At 36.9% G+C, this 15,163-nt stretch carries 19 protein-coding genes; 3 read left to right on the top strand and 16 right to left on the bottom strand.

Annotated features, from left to right (window positions below):
* Window positions 1-49 precede the first annotated feature (49 nt).
* Window positions 50-310: a hypothetical protein gene (locus tag IGI96_RS14560; protein ID WP_438785270.1), complete on the bottom strand. Its 261-nt coding sequence runs from the start codon at window positions 308-310 to the stop codon at window positions 50-52.
* 804 nt (window positions 311-1,114) lie between these two features.
* Here IGI96_RS14560 and IGI96_RS14555 point away from each other — a divergent pair.
* The 3 genes from IGI96_RS14555 to IGI96_RS14545 all read left to right on the top strand — a co-directional run bounded on the left by IGI96_RS14555 (window position 1,115) and on the right by IGI96_RS14545 (window position 2,417).
* A complete protein-coding gene (locus IGI96_RS14555; RefSeq protein WP_077454708.1) occupies window positions 1,115-1,462 on the top strand; it encodes a hypothetical protein in 348 nt (115 codons plus the stop codon).
* 60 nt (window positions 1,463-1,522) lie between these two features.
* Window positions 1,523-1,807 carry a hypothetical protein gene (locus tag IGI96_RS14550; RefSeq protein WP_438785269.1) on the top strand — a complete coding sequence of 95 codons (285 nt, stop codon included), beginning with the start codon at window positions 1,523-1,525 and terminating at the stop codon, window positions 1,805-1,807.
* Between the two features lie 61 nt (window positions 1,808-1,868).
* Window positions 1,869-2,417 carry a hypothetical protein gene (locus IGI96_RS14545; protein ID WP_438785268.1) on the top strand — a complete coding sequence of 183 codons (549 nt, stop codon included), beginning with the start codon at window positions 1,869-1,871 and terminating at the stop codon, window positions 2,415-2,417.
* Window positions 2,418-2,422: 5 nt separating this feature from the next.
* Here the strand turns inward: IGI96_RS14545 and IGI96_RS14540 are convergent, their stop codons facing one another.
* The 15 genes from IGI96_RS14540 to IGI96_RS14470 form a co-directional block, all read right to left on the bottom strand.
* A complete protein-coding gene (locus IGI96_RS14540; RefSeq protein WP_438785267.1) occupies window positions 2,423-3,001 on the bottom strand; it encodes a recombinase family protein in 579 nt (192 codons plus the stop codon).
* 14 nt (window positions 3,002-3,015) lie between these two features.
* Window positions 3,016-3,318, bottom strand: coding sequence for a BRCT domain-containing protein (locus IGI96_RS14535; protein WP_438785266.1), 303 nt, complete (start codon window positions 3,316-3,318; stop codon window positions 3,016-3,018).
* 119 nt (window positions 3,319-3,437) lie between these two features.
* Complete coding sequence (locus IGI96_RS14530; RefSeq protein ID WP_086339316.1) at window positions 3,438-3,824, bottom strand: type II toxin-antitoxin system HicB family antitoxin; 387 nt, start codon at window positions 3,822-3,824, stop codon at window positions 3,438-3,440.
* 37 nt (window positions 3,825-3,861) lie between these two features.
* A complete protein-coding gene (locus IGI96_RS14525) occupies window positions 3,862-4,050 on the bottom strand; it encodes a type II toxin-antitoxin system HicA family toxin (protein ID WP_181236084.1) in 189 nt (62 codons plus the stop codon).
* Window positions 4,051-4,131: 81 nt separating this feature from the next.
* Window positions 4,132-4,890: a Fic family protein gene (locus tag IGI96_RS14520; protein ID WP_438785265.1), complete on the bottom strand. Its 759-nt coding sequence runs from the start codon at window positions 4,888-4,890 to the stop codon at window positions 4,132-4,134.
* 57 nt (window positions 4,891-4,947) lie between these two features.
* Window positions 4,948-5,454 carry an EF0163 family protein gene (locus IGI96_RS14515; protein ID WP_438785264.1) on the bottom strand — a complete coding sequence of 169 codons (507 nt, stop codon included), beginning with the start codon at window positions 5,452-5,454 and terminating at the stop codon, window positions 4,948-4,950.
* 59 nt (window positions 5,455-5,513) lie between these two features.
* Complete coding sequence (locus tag IGI96_RS14510; RefSeq protein ID WP_438785263.1) at window positions 5,514-5,759, bottom strand: DUF3850 domain-containing protein; 246 nt, start codon at window positions 5,757-5,759, stop codon at window positions 5,514-5,516.
* Window positions 5,760-5,777: 18 nt separating this feature from the next.
* Window positions 5,778-6,767, bottom strand: a complete 990-nt coding sequence (locus tag IGI96_RS14505; protein WP_438785459.1) for a glucosaminidase domain-containing protein — start codon at window positions 6,765-6,767, stop codon at window positions 5,778-5,780.
* Between the two features lie 152 nt (window positions 6,768-6,919).
* Window positions 6,920-7,609 (bottom strand): DNA/RNA non-specific endonuclease, encoded by a 690-nt coding sequence (locus tag IGI96_RS14500; RefSeq protein ID WP_438785262.1) that lies wholly within the window; start codon window positions 7,607-7,609, stop codon window positions 6,920-6,922.
* A 116-nt stretch (window positions 7,610-7,725) separates the two neighbouring features.
* Window positions 7,726-9,672: a MobP2 family relaxase gene (gene mobP2, locus IGI96_RS14495; RefSeq protein WP_438785261.1), complete on the bottom strand. Its 1,947-nt coding sequence runs from the start codon at window positions 9,670-9,672 to the stop codon at window positions 7,726-7,728.
* A complete protein-coding gene (locus IGI96_RS14490) occupies window positions 9,669-10,049 on the bottom strand; it encodes a hypothetical protein (RefSeq protein ID WP_438785260.1) in 381 nt (126 codons plus the stop codon). The genes mobP2 and IGI96_RS14490 overlap by 4 nt, the downstream gene beginning before the upstream one ends.
* 27 nt (window positions 10,050-10,076) lie before the next feature.
* Window positions 10,077-10,358 carry a hypothetical protein gene (locus IGI96_RS14485; protein WP_438785259.1) on the bottom strand — a complete coding sequence of 94 codons (282 nt, stop codon included), beginning with the start codon at window positions 10,356-10,358 and terminating at the stop codon, window positions 10,077-10,079.
* Window positions 10,359-11,244: 886 nt separating this feature from the next.
* Entirely contained in the window at window positions 11,245-12,147 is a 903-nt protein-coding gene (locus IGI96_RS14480; RefSeq protein ID WP_438785258.1) for a hypothetical protein, read from the bottom strand.
* 20 nt (window positions 12,148-12,167) lie between these two features.
* On the bottom strand, window positions 12,168-14,666 hold the full coding sequence (locus IGI96_RS14475) for a hypothetical protein (RefSeq protein ID WP_438785257.1): 2,499 nt from the start codon (window positions 14,664-14,666) through the stop codon (window positions 12,168-12,170).
* Window positions 14,650-14,994 carry a DUF5592 family protein gene (locus IGI96_RS14470; RefSeq protein ID WP_438785256.1) on the bottom strand — a complete coding sequence of 115 codons (345 nt, stop codon included), beginning with the start codon at window positions 14,992-14,994 and terminating at the stop codon, window positions 14,650-14,652. The genes IGI96_RS14475 and IGI96_RS14470 overlap by 17 nt, the downstream gene beginning before the upstream one ends.
* Window positions 14,995-15,163: the final 169 nt, after the last annotated feature.

Raw genomic sequence — 15,163 nt, 5'->3', positions numbered from 1 at the left:
AAATCCAAAGTATGCAAATCTCACAATTCCACCTTTGTCAACGTAGCGACTACTTTTGAAAAGTAGTCGTTTTTTTGTCGTCCGCTGGAACTACGATTTTCCGAATATAAAAGTCAATTTGATTCGACGTTTTCAACCGATATTTCCAGCACTCGCCATCTGCGTACTCACAAAGATAACCGGTTTGTTCCAAGTAAGCATCCAGCGTACGCCAGTCTCTTACCACATCATCAATCAACCATTCAATCAAGCCATGCTCGTTATGCTGACCGAGAATATAACACTCTACTGGTCGTTCTTCTTTACTCATCGGGATTCTCCTTTCCTTCATTTATTCGCTCAAAATCAAATGTGCCTTTTATTTGTCGATACCGTGCTCCACAATGGCTACACTTCCAAATAAATGTATTTTCAAAATGCGGCGCTCCGCAAGGTAGTAGCTTAAAATGTACGATATGTTTGGCCAATTCCCCGCAATCACATCTTACATACGTCGGCGGCCAGCTTGCATGATAAAGGGTTTCAAACGGCACGTAATAGCTGTTGTAGCACTGGCGATTGCTTGTTATAGGCATCTTTCTTTCCCTCCCTCTGCTTTTCTTCTAATCCTAGTTTAGCACCTTAAAACGCCTTCTTCCTCTTTCTTTCTGCAAAGGTTGCTTGTGCAGTGTTTCAGACGCCTAAGCGTCTGAATTTGAGTGACTTTTCCAGCTATGAATCGGATCAAGAGATTCAGTTGTCAAAGAAGCGAACCCTCAGAAGATTTTCTAATTCATGCATCAGTCATTTGGCTAGCATAACCTAAACCATGTTCTGACAGTTGCCAAGGGTAAATTGCACGCTACGCGCCCTTGGCAACTGTCAGAACATGGTTTCGAGCCGGTTATGCCAAACGACCGACGCACGAAAAGAAAATCTAATCAGAATTTTCACTTTTGATCTTTGACAACAGAATACTTTTTCTTGATCTCTCAGCTGACTATGAAAGTCACTCAAATCAAGACCTTAGGGGCTTTGCCCCTAACACCCCAGCCAACTTACTCCACCGAAAAGGTAGGAGGGGTAGGCGCAACTCTCAAAGAAAACAAAAATTTATTTTTAGGAGGAATCACCTATGATCACACAAACAAAAAACACCCCGTACCAAGTCGGAGACATCTTTTATAGCTCCTGGGGCTATGAACAAACCAATGTTACTTTCTGGCAGATCGTGAAATTAACAGAAAAAACCGCCTGGTTTCGACCATTAAAAAAGCAGACTGTCAAAACATATACTTCTATGAGTGGCGAAACAATGCCAATACCAAATGAATTTATCGATTATCCACTTGCAAGAACAAAAGATAGCATTGTTAGAAAACGAATCAACCCAAATCATCCAAATGAACTCTATGGCAATCGCAGTTGGGACACCTTTTACCGCTATGATGGAAAACCTGTTTATGAAAGTAGTTACTACTAAGAGGGATCTTTCCCTCTTAGTTCAAAACAAAAAAATAAAAAATCAAAGGAGCGAAAACCAATGTCAAAAACAAAACCTATCGTTGATTGTTACGATCGAAATACCAAGGAGTATTTAGGATCCTTTGAACAAACGGATGAAAATATTGTGAATTATGTTGCGAGGTTAAGTCCTTTCCAATCGGTTTATTTAGTGGAACAGCTGACAGATACACTTATTCTAAGCACTATCGGGAACTTTTTAGATCGTGTCCCTAATCAACAATGGCTACAACAGATCTTGCCTTTACTTATTGCCAAACAAACAGGAGAAAGACCAATTAAACCAGTTGCCATATTTTCTTAAATCATTCACTATTACGTACTCAAGGGAAAACTTCTTCCCTTGAGAGAAAGGAGAAAACTTCATGTTTACAGATCTTACCCCTTTTGGGGAACCCATTCAAAAAGACGAATTTGTGCAACACTACATGGAATTATTCGAAGGCGCAATTAAAAAAATGTATGCTATTGATACCTTCTATCCTAAAGAACGCCAATACCTAAAAGCCGAACAACAAAAAATCACTTTGCTTTATGAACAATTTGAAGCAACTTACCAAAGCGAACCAGATTATCGTTACTTGTCTCAATGTCTAACACAAAATATTCTCAAAAAAGAACATCTTTTTGCGACACATGAAACAAATCTTATGTCCGCAGAACACTTTGCAACTATCTACACCGATCAACTAAAACAACAACACATTTGCACATTCGAAAAATTTGGATCTGATACTTTTTATATTCTAAATCGGGAATACTATCGCGCTATCACACGTTACAACGAACAAAACCAAGCCATTGAAGGCTATCCTGAATTACAGATCCAAAACAATCACTTTTTACAACAACAATTGCTTAAACAGCTAACAAATGAATTTCACGAAATCTACCAAAATTACCATATAAACTAATCGCTTTACTCCTCCCGTTTTTCTCGGTACCTTCGAAAAGTTGTTCGATTAATGCCAGTTCTTCGTGCGATTGCTGCTTCTGTTAATCCTTGATCATAAAGAGCAAAGGCATGCTGCAGGCATTCATCTTCTAGCGTATATTTAGGTTTACGCCCCTTAAACCTTCCCTGGTGTTTTGCCATTGCTATTCCTTGTGCCTGGCGTTCTTTGATCCGTTTTCTTTCAGATTCTGCTTGATACTTATACAATTCAATCACTAAATTATTTATCAACCTTCTTAGATTCTCATCTTCAATCCCAGTCATAGAAGGTAAATTCAACACTTCTAAAGTCGCTCCTTTTTGTTGGATATGATTCATAATCGCTGTAAGATCTTTGTTATTACGTCCTAAGCGGTCTAATTCTGTAACAACTACTATATCACCTTCTCTAATATAGTCTAACATTGCTTGTAATTGCGGTCGTTTGATAGATTGCCCACTTATTTTATCTGAAAACAGCTTAGAAACGTCCTGTAATGCCCCTAACTGTCTATCTAAATTCTGTTCCTTACTACTTACTCGTGCATAACCAATTCTACTCATCTTATCTCCTTCTTTTATATAACATTCTGATAAAGTTGATCAATGGATTCTTTTATTTTCAGTAAAAATTCTTTCTCACTTATTAAGTGTAACTTTTGCCCCTCACATTTTAAGGCTAAAGCCGTCAACTTTTTTCTTGACTGATCCAAAGGATCCGTCAATTTTGTTTGACGATAACCAACAACCAGTAAGGTTGTCTGCTTTGTTACCGCATGTTGTACATTCCAACCCACACCAGTCACAAGAGCCTGTGCTCGTTTTCTCGTCATTGAATTTAGGCTTCCTGTAAAGACGACAAATTCTCTCTCTTTTCGCACGTAAAAATCACCTCTATTTTGAACAAGTCTAATGAACACTCACAAAGACTGATTGAACAACAAAACAAAAAAGTTCAATAGAGTATACTCTACTGAACTTTTTATAACTCACTACTTACTTATAGATTTAATTTCTTTTCTAAGGCCTCTGCCATTGTTTTAGAAAAATTAATTTTTGCATTCATTGCTCGAACGTTCAGCCAATGAGGAATTTTAATGGTTTTCTTATCAAGCTGATCTCCTTTTAAATAATCGTTCAATTCAACAGATACCAACGTCGCAAATTGTTTATCTAAATCAAGAGATAAAGCATTTATAGGAGTTGGTACTGGCAATAGTTGATTTTTTTCGACTAGATCTCCTAACATAATCCCTAGAGCATCTGAAGCAATTTCTAAACCTTCTGAAACATTCTCACATTGTGTAACTGCTCCCTCAATATCTGGGAAAAAAATACTATAGCCAACAGGATCTTTTTCAAAAATAGCCGGATAAACTTTCTTCAAACTACTCCCCTCCCTATTCTGTCAAAGGACAGCGGGCTTATAAGCCCACTGCTTTTCGGACAGATTCTTCTACTCTTTTAGATAACTCTTTCGAATGGCTCGTCAAGATGACCGGTCTGGGAAAGTTTTCCTTCACAAATTTTCTATGAGAGCCTTTCCCACCCTTCACTTCTCTGAACCCAGCTTCTTTGAGTAGTTTCTCTGCCTCACGTATTGTCATAGGCATGCGCACTACCTCCTGACAAGACCATTATAACACGTACAGGGCGTATTGGAAAGGGGGCAGAATATTAAACTTTTAAAGAATTTATAGGTTGAATTCTTGGTCTTGCACATGCTCTTTTTCAATAAATTTTTCCTGACGTTTTTCTTCGTTTTCCAATTGGCTCAAGGCATAAAGTGTAAATCCTTTGATATCCTGATTTGCCAAATATTCCAAATACTCACCTTTATCTTCTGACTGAATGATAAAAGGAGGAAATCCTTCTTTTATCAACGAATAATTCAAGACTAATCGCCCTGTTCGTCCGTTCCCATCACTAAAAGGATGAATCCGTTCAAATTGGATATGGGTTTCTAAAATCGCCTCAAGCTGTTCTTCCTCACTTATCGCAATTCCTAAGCGGAAATTCAAATTATCAACAAGCTGTTGCATCAAAAAAGGTGTCTCTGCTGGTCCAGCTGTCTCAAAATTTGCACCAACAATTGCATTTTCATTTGTCTTAAAGTGACCTCGATCAATAACTAATTTATCCATTAGCCGCTCATGTAACTCTTTGATAAGAGGCACAGATAATTCTTGTCCTTCTTGAAGACAATCTAACATAAAAGCAAATGCTCCCCGGTGATTTTCAACTTCATACAATTCTCTCAGAGAGGTACGTTCTGGAACCGTATTATGTAAGAGGATTGAAATAGTCTGAGGCAACGAAATAGTATTCCCTTCAATAGCGCTAGAATGATGGGCCAATCGAACCAAGATATCATCTAGATACTCGGATGAGAACTGTTGATTTTCAAATTGATTTCTTGCAATGGCATATTCATCTGAGTAATAGCCTGACATAAACTCTTCCTCCTTCATCATTTTTCTACTCACAGTATACCATGATTTCTATAATTCTTAATACGCACTTCGTACATAATAAACATGAAATTCATCAATTTTTTGTTCGTTAGGGACTACTTTCACTTGTAATACAATCAATCGAGTCACACCATTCATTGTTTCTTCGCCAAACAATAAATACTGATTGAACTGTTCAATGTCTTGTGTCATTTGATAGATTCGTCCAGTCGTCTCTACTTGTACATGCGGGTCTACATCAATACTATTGTCTTTGATACAACGATCCGTCATATATTCCCGCACCGCTTGATTACGTTGATAAACATCAGTGAAATTACTCCACTTTCTAGCAAAGTCTTTTAAAAAACTTTTTGTCACATCGTTTATTTGTTGCATTGGTTGTTCTAACGAACTGATCTGCCTTTCACTTTCTGATTCTTCTGCTGCTTCGATTGTTTCCTCTGTCATTTGTGTTGCTTGTTCTTCGAAAAAAAAACAATGACAGCCAGTCAATCCCACCAAACAAATACAACTAAGCACAACTACGATTCCTTTTTTCATTCCTCTATTCACCTGCCTTTTTTATCCTGTACCTGAGAAATTCTCGAATATATTAAAAACTAGTTTCCACTTCTATCCATTGACTGAAAGCCAAAGACAACTTGACCTTCTGGTTGCCCAAAATCAGTGATATACGTAATGAATACATGATAACTATTTCCTGTATAGTTTCCTTGATGCCATTCACGCAAAATCACTAAATCATCCACTTGAAACTGTCGATCATTCTTGCGAATTTCAAATTGCTTTCGTCCACTTGTCACTGCTTCGAAAAATTCAGGAAGGATTTTTAATTCATGTATCACAAGCATTCATCTCTTTTTTTATTTCACTTTACGAACCAGACTTCGAATTTTTGTTTGATTGTATGTGCGTTGGTATCGTGCCATAATCCGCCCTTGTTCGGCGTTTTGTTCTACCGTTGAGAAACTTTGTCCACCATTTGACACATTAGTGATAATACCCGTATGTCCCCAAATACCAGGAGATAATGCTCCACCTGCTTGCCAGTTGATCACATCCCCTGCGTGGAGATCACTTGGCTTTGGATTCATAATGACTTGCCAACCATACGCCGCCCAATCGTAATCTTCACCAATATACATAGCGTAAGAATGTCCAGATCCCATTAATTGTGGACCGCCTAATTGAGACACGTACCAGGCTGTCCCCCCATAACATTCCCCGTTATTCATTGTTTGACCAATCACACTGTCTAGCACTTTCGCATTGCCTTTACTCTTGCCTGCAACCGCCGTACTATTTGTAGGTAACGTATTCCAATGCTTGATCGCAAAGTCGTCGTACTCAGTCAAATGATAGGACTTTATAATACTCATTGCGCCTTGATAATACGCACTACCTTCAGTGATTCCTGCCGCTGCATACCCGCCACGACCTAGAATCAATAAACAACTCCCTGGATCTTTATTGCCTACACACTGATTGAAATTGCTTTGTGTCGAAACCATCCATCCGTAATAGCTATAACAAGCTTTTAGATTCGGAAACTTCATATAATGCCCACCTTCTGACCCACCAATCCCTCGAGCGGATCCTTGCGGATACGGACATCCAGGAAACCAGGTAATCCCAAAAAAGTTGGTATCATTTCTTCCTGACGCTGACTGCCCATAAGCCGATTCCCAACCCAATTGAGATAAAATGACACTAGGTAATAACCGATACTTTACAGCTGTTCCTACGGCTGCTCGTGCGTGTTCGTCGGTAATCGGCCCTCGTCCTTTGATTTCTTCGAACATCGGTAAGTCTTCGGTATAAGCTCCAGTATAGGTACCTGCAAATACGGTCATTTCTTCTTGACTCCCAACTACTGAAAGTAGTTGGATAAACCACGTACAGAAAAAGACGAGTGGAAAACAGAACAGAAGAAAAACAGACACCATCATCATAAGTTTCCCTTTCATTTATTCTCCCCCCTAAAAAGTTTTTTCAAACATGATACTCAGTGATTTCTACTAATTTTTTTGACAATTCCTGTACGATAATCGATCGTATAGCCGTCTTGTCTATTGTGAATATACACATTGAAAGAAATTTCGTCATCTTCAATACTTTGTGCTTCAATCCGCACGCCTCGTGCGACCAATTCTTCCCCTTGAAAGTCAGGCGTGACACGATAACGAACATGATTCCCTGTGTTTCGTAAATACTCAGCAACTTTATTTTCAATGTCAACCATGGCAGGCGTGTTAAAAGAACGCGTGCCTGTCATCAAATTTTTCGGGTTATTGTTCTCACCTGTTAACTGAAATCCAATCAAATGACAGCGATTATAGAGATAGTCTCCATTCGGCATTTTCTTTTGTTTCCAGCCGGTAGGATTGATAAACAATCTCTCTCTTTCTTCTGTTGGCATCATATCTCTATGCAACAAAGCGTTTGCTTCCCCTACACGGTTAAGAGGATCCAACGAAGAAAAGTGTTGCCAAGCACCATTTGCCAAAGAAAGATCATTAGAAGAAAATGTTGGATGCTTTTGATCAACCAATGTTTGTGGCTCTCTCACTACTGTTTCTTGTGACGGATGTTCTTCCAGCAAAGATTGCATGGTCTTACAAACATAAAAAGAAGAACACCCTGAAAGACACACGATAAAAATCAACAACCAGAAAGACAATCGTTTTTGATTCATCATTATCCTCTCCCTCATCAAAACAAACGCAAATAACCTCGAGAATCGCTTTCTCCGAGGTTTTAAAAATATTTCCGATTAATTGAACGTCTGAAAGTACAAAGCAAACATCAATGTCACACAGAAAGATCCAAAATGTTTCGTTCATAAAACCAATCATTTTGCCATTGTTGTGTTTGATCTCTTAATGTCCGTCGCAAACGATAGAATTGTTTGCGACGTTCTATTTCCTTTTGCCACTCTTTTTGCAACTTCATTCGTTGCTTTTGTGTGAGTGTAGGTTTTCTTTTCTGCAATTGAGTCGTTTTATTCAGACCATTCCTTTTTGATTCTTTTTTCAATTCTTGATAAATAGATTTTAATTCTTTAGGCTGCTCTTCAAATAATTTTTCGTATAAATCTTGATTAGAAATCGTTGATTGTATTGTTTTGAAATATCTTGACCATTCTTCTTTTGTCGGTGGCTCATTTTCTTTATGTTGAAAAGGATTCCTTTCAATCTTTCGAACAGCGTCTTTCATTTTCTTAACAAATTCAATCTGATAATTAGAAACCGATCGTTCTTTTGGTACTATTTTTTCAACAAACTGCTCAATCTGTTTCTCTCGTTCTGCCTCAGAAAAAAATGTAGACTCCGAAAAAGTTTCCAATAGTTTTTTCATTGCTGGTGGAAGTTCAATTTCTTCGACAGATATTTGTTTCGTTTGTTGATTTTTTCCCACACTTTGTATCAATTGTTGTTTAAGCTTTTCTTTTTGATACTTTCGTTCTTCCGCAAGCTGTTCAATCGCTTGAATTTCTTTTTCTTCTAAACGAATATAAGAAGACAAACTTTCTAAAACAGGCGGTTCATTTTTTCGACGTTGCGCTGGATTATCCACAATTTTTTCAAGCGCCCGTTGAAATGCTTCAGAAGATTCCTTTTTATTCCCAAACACTTCCTTACTCTGTATCTCATCCATAAATCGTTTATCTAATCGACCATTTACTTGCCTTCTTTTCGGCGCAAGATCCATTAGTTGAATTTCTTTCAATATAGTATTTCCAAGTCGGGTATACAACGTGTGCAATTTATTTTCAGAACTATTCCGACCTTCTCCAAATGCTGCTTCTTCCTCTGATTGAATATGTGTTTGTTTATCCACTATTTCTTGATACAACTCAGAGTAATTTTTTGAAAGAAATGAGTCAATCATTTGATCTAAATCTTTTTTAAACCCATATTTTTCTGCATAGCCATATTTTTGATAACCTTTTTGTACAGGAAGTTTTTCCGCAAGTTTAACAAGTTCTTCTCGCCTCTCATGTAACTGTTTCTTCCCTTGTTGCGAACGTAGTCCTTCCACCATCACACGTTTTAATGCATCAATTTGCGCTCGTTCTTTTTGTAGATCCAACAATTGATTAGCAAAAGAAGACTTCATCTTTCGTATCGTTTTTTTAGAACGATACCCTTTTCTTTCAACTATTTTTTCTCCAGTCTCAAAATCAATCACTGTTTTCCATGTTCTTGTTGGATGTGGCTCCACTGTTGCAACATGAACATGAATATTATCTGTATTATAGTGAATGGATGCCGTCCAAATCGCAGACGCAGTCATCTTTTCTTGTTCAAGCATTGTAGCCATAGCCAAACGAATCGCACAATGAATTTTTTCTTCTTTCAACTGATTTGTTTTTGCGTCAAGGTACCCATGTTGCACTAACCATTGATTATCAAAAGAAAAAACATCTTGCCACATGGGGCTACCATTTTGAGACGCACGTGTGAACTGTTGTTTCATTTCTTTGCATTCTTCTTTTGTCAAACAATCACTCTCTTTTGAAAACAACCGCGACGTTTTGATTGGATTTTCCATATAATGAATGTATCCTTCTAATGTTTCTTCTTCATCTCCTTGATAAGTTGCACTTGTTCCTTCCCTATTTGTGAATGCTGAATAGGAATCGTATGCTTCATTTCTGATTGCTTCCTCCCGATCCATATAATCCAAATAGGATTGAAAAGCAGACGCTCCTGGTCTCGCAAACTTCCCTGTCATAATGATTCCAGGACTACTCATGATTCAGACGCTCGCTTTTCTAAGTGATGAAAGATTGCTTTTTTTCGTTGTTCCTCTAAATATTCTTCTGTCTCTTTGAACAACGCAGATAGAGCTTCTTTTGAATTTTTTAACCCTGGTAATCGTTCAATATGCAAGCGAGTATTTTCTACCTCATAAAGTACATCTACCTTATGTTCAACATTCCGAAACAAACTTTTCCGCAAGGAGCGTTCTTCATCCAATTGTTCTTTTAACTCTTGATTTTCTTTTTCCAATCGTAAAAAACGATCTGCCAAAATATTTATCACATCAATTTTCTTTCCACCAACTGTCAGTAACAATTCATCAAGTAATTTTTCTGTTTGTTGGTTTGGACAAACTGAAAATTTTACCATTTATCTTCCTCCATTCTATAGAACAATTTATTCTTTTTCTTCTATTACTTCTACCATCTCCTCCACTAATGGTAAATTCCCCTGTTGCACATTCATCAAATACGCTTGCGTATTTAAATCCAAATGTGCAATCACATCATCAATAATTGCCTTCATGCGTAACTCCGTACTCAAAATTAATTCGAAGCGTCCTGCATCACGAATAAAGTATTCAATCATTTTTGTTCGACTTTTCTTTGACCTTTTACAAAACTCATTGAACAGTATCCAATCAGATTCACTTATATTTTTTAGTTTTATCGTCTTCATAATATTTCCCCATTCTTCTTGTTTATCATCCAGCTCTATCTAAATCATTTTCTATTGCTTATTTTGTCTTTTTGATTCCAAATGTGAATAAAAAAGATGTTACTTGTTTTCTTCCACTTAAAAAAATAAATTCAAACAATTGAGTGAAACATTCGTACCGTTTTTCGTTCGACTTGAAAAAATAGAGTCAACATTTGAACGATTTTTCCAAAAAACATGATCCATTTTTTTCTCAAAACATTCGACTTCGTTTTTTCTTTTTTCCCAAAAACATCCCTCACCTTTTTCATAACCTTCAAAAACCGTCATTTTTCTAACTTTTAACTGTGATTTTCACTCACAAATGCAAGAGCATAAGACAAAAAGGGGGGGCTAAATGCCCCCCAACCCGACAGTGTCGGGCTTTTTGAGGTACCCCCTAAAAACGCTGTTTTCACCTATTAGGTGACGAAATCACCTGTTAGGTGACGAAAATCACCTGTTAGGTGACGAAAATCACCTATTGGGTGACGGAATCACCTATTAGGTGACGAAAATCACCTATTGGGTGACGGAATCACCTGTTAGGTGACAATTAAAATTAGCTGTTTTTTTCTTTACAAAATATAAACTCTTTACCTAACCACAAAAAATACGATCTCAATACTTTTCATCCTCTCGCGAAAAATAATCGCATCATTTTATTTGATAACATGCGTCGTTTTTTCGCCTGTTCGAAAAAACAATCTGCACATTTCGTTAAATAACCGTTGTCATTTTTACTCAATAAACAAAAATAGTTGCCAACTTTTTATTCAATGACACTTGTTGTTTTTCGTTCTGTCGGCCAAAAACAATGAACCAATTTAATAAAAAACAGTCTTGCTCTCTTTCAAAACGATGCCTTCTATTTCGAAAAATCATGAATCTGTTGCTTCACTTTTTTTATCTTTTCCTCTAACTCTTGATTGTTTTCTTCCGCTTCTAAAATCGTCACTTGATGGGCTTGAATGTCCATTTTTCGATCCTGGATCACCTGATTTGTTTCTTCCATTTCTGTCTGTGTTTCGTATTTTCTTTCTGCTTCTAATGCACGAATTTCTTTTCCCAATTCCTCAATGGCTTGTTCTCTTTGATGGATCAATTCTTTATTTTCTTGAATCAATTTTTGAGATTCATCGATCTGTAATTCAAGTGCTTTTGCTAAATAATTCGCTTTGTTTTGTGGTTTGACTTGTGCATCTATCGGTACTTTTCTACGACTCATAAACAATGCATCTTGTACCGTTTCTTCATTTTGCGCATTCCTTTTTTGTCCGTAAGTTTCAAACAAATCATCGATCGATTTTGGTTCAAAGTTCGGATTTGTTGGTGAAACAATCCCGATATCTATCACAATTGATTTCCAATTAGAAGGAATTTGTTTCAATTGAATCAAGTAATATTTTTCGGTTAATGGAATCAATTGATGCACAACTTTTTGTTCTGTTTTGGATTCAGACGCAAGCATTTTCAACTCTCCTCCTTCTGGCATTCGACCATCTACTTTTAACAAAATCTCTGCATAATGTAACTTCTCATTATATCCTCGTTCCAATTGAGTGAGTGTTACATCATCTAATTGAAGACGGTAATTAACACCAATTGGCGTATCAGCTAAATCTTTTTCTGTTCCAAATAAAAAGGATGGAATGGTAAAAAACAAACCTAAACAAACGGTAAAAAATAAAGCAAGGCGATAAAAAAGATCCGCATATTCTAGAAAGAAAAGACGAATTTTTTTCCATCCCTTCGTCAGTTTTTGCTTCATTTATTTGTTCCTTTCACTTCTTAATGACCACCAGTAAATAACTCAATCTCCTCTTTCGATAAATCAATCTTCAATTGTAGATTTCCCTTTCCTTTAATAGCCAAAATCGTCTCCCCTTGTTTTAAATGGGGAATTTGTTCCAATTCACTAGCCCGTAACGTCTCTTTAAAAGAGCGTCGCAATTCTTCTTGTGAACTTGGATCCTGTTGCATCACAAAAATATAGGTGGATAGCTTCAATAGCTTTCGTACTTTATCACGAAAAGAATCAGATGCCCCCTCAGAAAAAAGATCAGAGATATCATGAGTCGCAAGCCCAAATCCACCAAACGCTTTACGTGCTTCACGTTCATAGCGGTCTAACAGATCAATCGCATCCATATTTTCTTGACGAGTAATATTATGAAATTCATCAATAATCAACAACGAACGAATCGCTTCATCTGGTCGTTTTAGATGATTATCTACAAAATATTTTTCTCGCATCCCTCGTGTCATTGACAGATTCCAAACCAAAAAAAGCAGATTATAAAACTGTGCATTAAAAACTGCTTTCCCTTTGTTTAACAGACTACCTAAATCAAAAGAAACCGAATAATAATCGCCCAATTGCAATGAGGTTGGACGATTAAAAATTTGTGGATCTGAATTTAACATAGCCTGGTTTACTGTATCCATTTTATCCAAACGATTCGCTTCAAAAGAGGATAACTCTGAACGCACCTGTCCTTGCCCATCATAAAGTTTCTCTTGAATAAACAAAGCAAAATCCTCTAATAAAGGATAGGCATCATTCGCATATTGTGTTGCTTTTTCCAATACCATATCGTGCGTAGAAAACCATTCTTGGTAAAATACATCGATGTATTTATCTAATCCATGATTCAGGTCAGGATCGTTCTGACCATAGATATTACTATAAATCGTTTTGATTTTGTTTTTACTAACGTTGTAGCTTTCTTGCTCATCAATTTCTCCTGTTAACTCATGAATGACTGTCGCAAAAATTTGAAACGGATTAACTGTTCCATCTCGACCAGATGCATCAATTGAAACCCCACCATAAGCGTTCATGAAGCGATCATTTTCTGCATTTGCCATGAAATAATACGTATAGTTTCCTAACAGATGATTATGACTACCTATTTTTTTTAACGTTGAACTTTTCCCCGAACCAGGCAAGCCGAGTAAAACAAAATTATAAGACAACCGTCTATAATCTTTATGCCACATGTCCAAAATAACCAACCCACCTGTAAAGGTTCTGCCAAAATAAAGCCCCCGTGGATCAATCAGCTGACTATGATTTAATGGATAACTAGCACCCAAATCCGTTGTTGTCAGTTCTTTTCCTTGGCGATTTTTCATTTGTTTTTGTTCTTTATGGGAACAATACAACGCCAACAATTCGGTATTCTCTTCCCCCAAAAAGAAAGAGGTCTTGTAACCTCTAGGAGAAAGTTGTTGATTGATGCTTTCTTGTTTCTCCCAAACAAGTTCTTTTGTTTTTCCTGAAAGATAATACCTTGTTGTCGTTTCTTTGACACTCTCATTACTAGTAACCATCGATTCCAGCAATTCAGATAATAATTGATACTCAATCTGTGCTTTCATCTGTGCATCTCGTGTCAACCCTTTGCGGATATTATCTTCGTTATCACCAATTGAACGATTTAATTCTTTTCTTATTTTGGTTAATCCTCGATGAGAAATATCCACTGTTGTGAGCGCCCCCGGTTGGCGAAACACTTGTTCTCCCCAATAAAAATGTTCTTTTTTTGCATAACGATACAAATGAGACACACCAATATAGCCACTACCTGTTTTCGTAAACCAATTCCCTTTCGAACTGATTCCTGTTTGTGGCATGATCTCACTCATAAATTTCCGATCTTCTCCTGCGTGATTCAAAAGATCTGGATCAGACAATGAATCATCAAAAACAGGTGGTTGCTCGCCTAAATTATACAATTGATATAACAAACTTTTTTTCTGGGAAACCGTTATTGGATGAATTCGAATCATTTTACTCGTCCCATTCATGATTTCTGAACGCACCTGTTCCAATTCTTCTCTGGTATCACCAAAAAACTGGACATAAACAATATCTTCCAAAATACTCTGCGACTTTTCTAATTCCCAAACCTTATGATCTCTCTGTTGGCGTAAACAAGCATTGCCATCCTTAGGAAACCGCTCAAAAATCGTTTCAATTTGATACGTCGTATCTGCCGAATAGCCCATAAAAATCAGTTTGATATCTGACGTAACTCCTCGAAAAAAATCAACATAACTTTGAATGCCTTGTTGTTGAATGGCGGGAGCTTCTTTTCGAATCGGATGATTTTCTAACAATACATAATCTGTAAATCCTTGACGTGTCGTAATACAATCCTCTTCAAGAAAAGCAATGTGATTCATCATCTTTAAGACACTGTTCGGAATCCGCTCATATACTTTTTTCTTCTTTCTTTTTTGTTTTTCTTCTTTTTGTAATGTGTCGTCAATTATCAGTGACATTCGATCGTTTTTCCTCCTTACTGCTGAAAAAAGCTTCTTCTTGGGAAGAATAAATCGTATCTGGTGCATAGACCGTCTGATCTTTTTTCAATAAATCAATCAGTGTCGTAATATTCTTTTGTCCTGGTTTCATCGGTGAGGGCAACATCCAAAATAAAACGACAACACCTAAACATATCTTGAAACTCAAACGTAATGGCGGATAGATATACTCACTAATTGTTCCAAATCCATAAAGAACAACAACTAGTAAGATCAATACATCAACCATGGTATAAATCCCACCAAATCGAGTAGTATCTGTAATTCGATTCGGACGCGTAAACATACTTACCACCTCTTGTAGTGTTTATTTTGAAATAACATTCATCTTTTTTAAAAGTTGATGGTGTGAATCCTTTTAGTGAAGAATGATTTTATACTATTTATATTTCTTGATTTTGAAGTATGAGTTCTATTGCTTTATAGAACGCTTGTTTGTGGCAGAATTTAACTAC

Source organism: Enterococcus sp. DIV0421, assembly GCF_051713745.1.
Lineage (GTDB): Bacteria > Bacillota > Bacilli > Lactobacillales > Enterococcaceae > Enterococcus_D > Enterococcus_D casseliflavus.
The sequence above is the reverse complement of the archived record's forward strand: the minus strand, read 5'-3'. Positions and strand labels throughout refer to the sequence as shown.

Excerpts from the sequence above, each read along its gene's own strand:
- IGI96_RS14475 (WP_438785257.1), bottom strand. The coding sequence starts at position 14,666 with ATGTCACTGATAATTGACGACACATTACAAAAAGAAGAAAAACAAAAA.
- IGI96_RS14540 (WP_438785267.1), bottom strand. The coding sequence starts at position 3,001 with ATGAGTAGAATTGGTTATGCACGAGTAAGTAGTAAGGAACAGAATTTA.
- IGI96_RS14490 (WP_438785260.1), bottom strand. The coding sequence starts at position 10,049 with ATGGTAAAATTTTCAGTTTGTCCAAACCAACAAACAGAAAAATTACTT.
- IGI96_RS14500 (WP_438785262.1), bottom strand. The coding sequence starts at position 7,609 with ATGAATCAAAAACGATTGTCTTTCTGGTTGTTGATTTTTATCGTGTGT.
- IGI96_RS14525 (WP_181236084.1), bottom strand. The coding sequence starts at position 4,050 with ATGCCTATGACAATACGTGAGGCAGAGAAACTACTCAAAGAAGCTGGG.
- IGI96_RS14545 (WP_438785268.1), top strand. The coding sequence starts at position 1,869 with ATGTTTACAGATCTTACCCCTTTTGGGGAACCCATTCAAAAAGACGAA.
- IGI96_RS14515 (WP_438785264.1), bottom strand. The coding sequence starts at position 5,454 with ATGAAAAAAGGAATCGTAGTTGTGCTTAGTTGTATTTGTTTGGTGGGA.
- IGI96_RS14505 (WP_438785459.1), bottom strand. The coding sequence starts at position 6,767 with ATGACCGTATTTGCAGGTACCTATACTGGAGCTTATACCGAAGACTTA.
- IGI96_RS14560 (WP_438785270.1), bottom strand. The coding sequence starts at position 310 with ATGAGTAAAGAAGAACGACCAGTAGAGTGTTATATTCTCGGTCAGCAT.
- IGI96_RS14480 (WP_438785258.1), bottom strand. The coding sequence starts at position 12,147 with ATGAAGCAAAAACTGACGAAGGGATGGAAAAAAATTCGTCTTTTCTTT.
- IGI96_RS14555 (WP_077454708.1), top strand. The coding sequence starts at position 1,115 with ATGATCACACAAACAAAAAACACCCCGTACCAAGTCGGAGACATCTTT.
- IGI96_RS14470 (WP_438785256.1), bottom strand. The coding sequence starts at position 14,994 with ATGTTTACGCGTCCGAATCGAATTACAGATACTACTCGATTTGGTGGG.
- IGI96_RS14485 (WP_438785259.1), bottom strand. The coding sequence starts at position 10,358 with ATGAAGACGATAAAACTAAAAAATATAAGTGAATCTGATTGGATACTG.
- mobP2 (WP_438785261.1), bottom strand. The coding sequence starts at position 9,672 with ATGAGTAGTCCTGGAATCATTATGACAGGGAAGTTTGCGAGACCAGGA.
- IGI96_RS14550 (WP_438785269.1), top strand. The coding sequence starts at position 1,523 with ATGTCAAAAACAAAACCTATCGTTGATTGTTACGATCGAAATACCAAG.
- IGI96_RS14520 (WP_438785265.1), bottom strand. The coding sequence starts at position 4,890 with ATGTCAGGCTATTACTCAGATGAATATGCCATTGCAAGAAATCAATTT.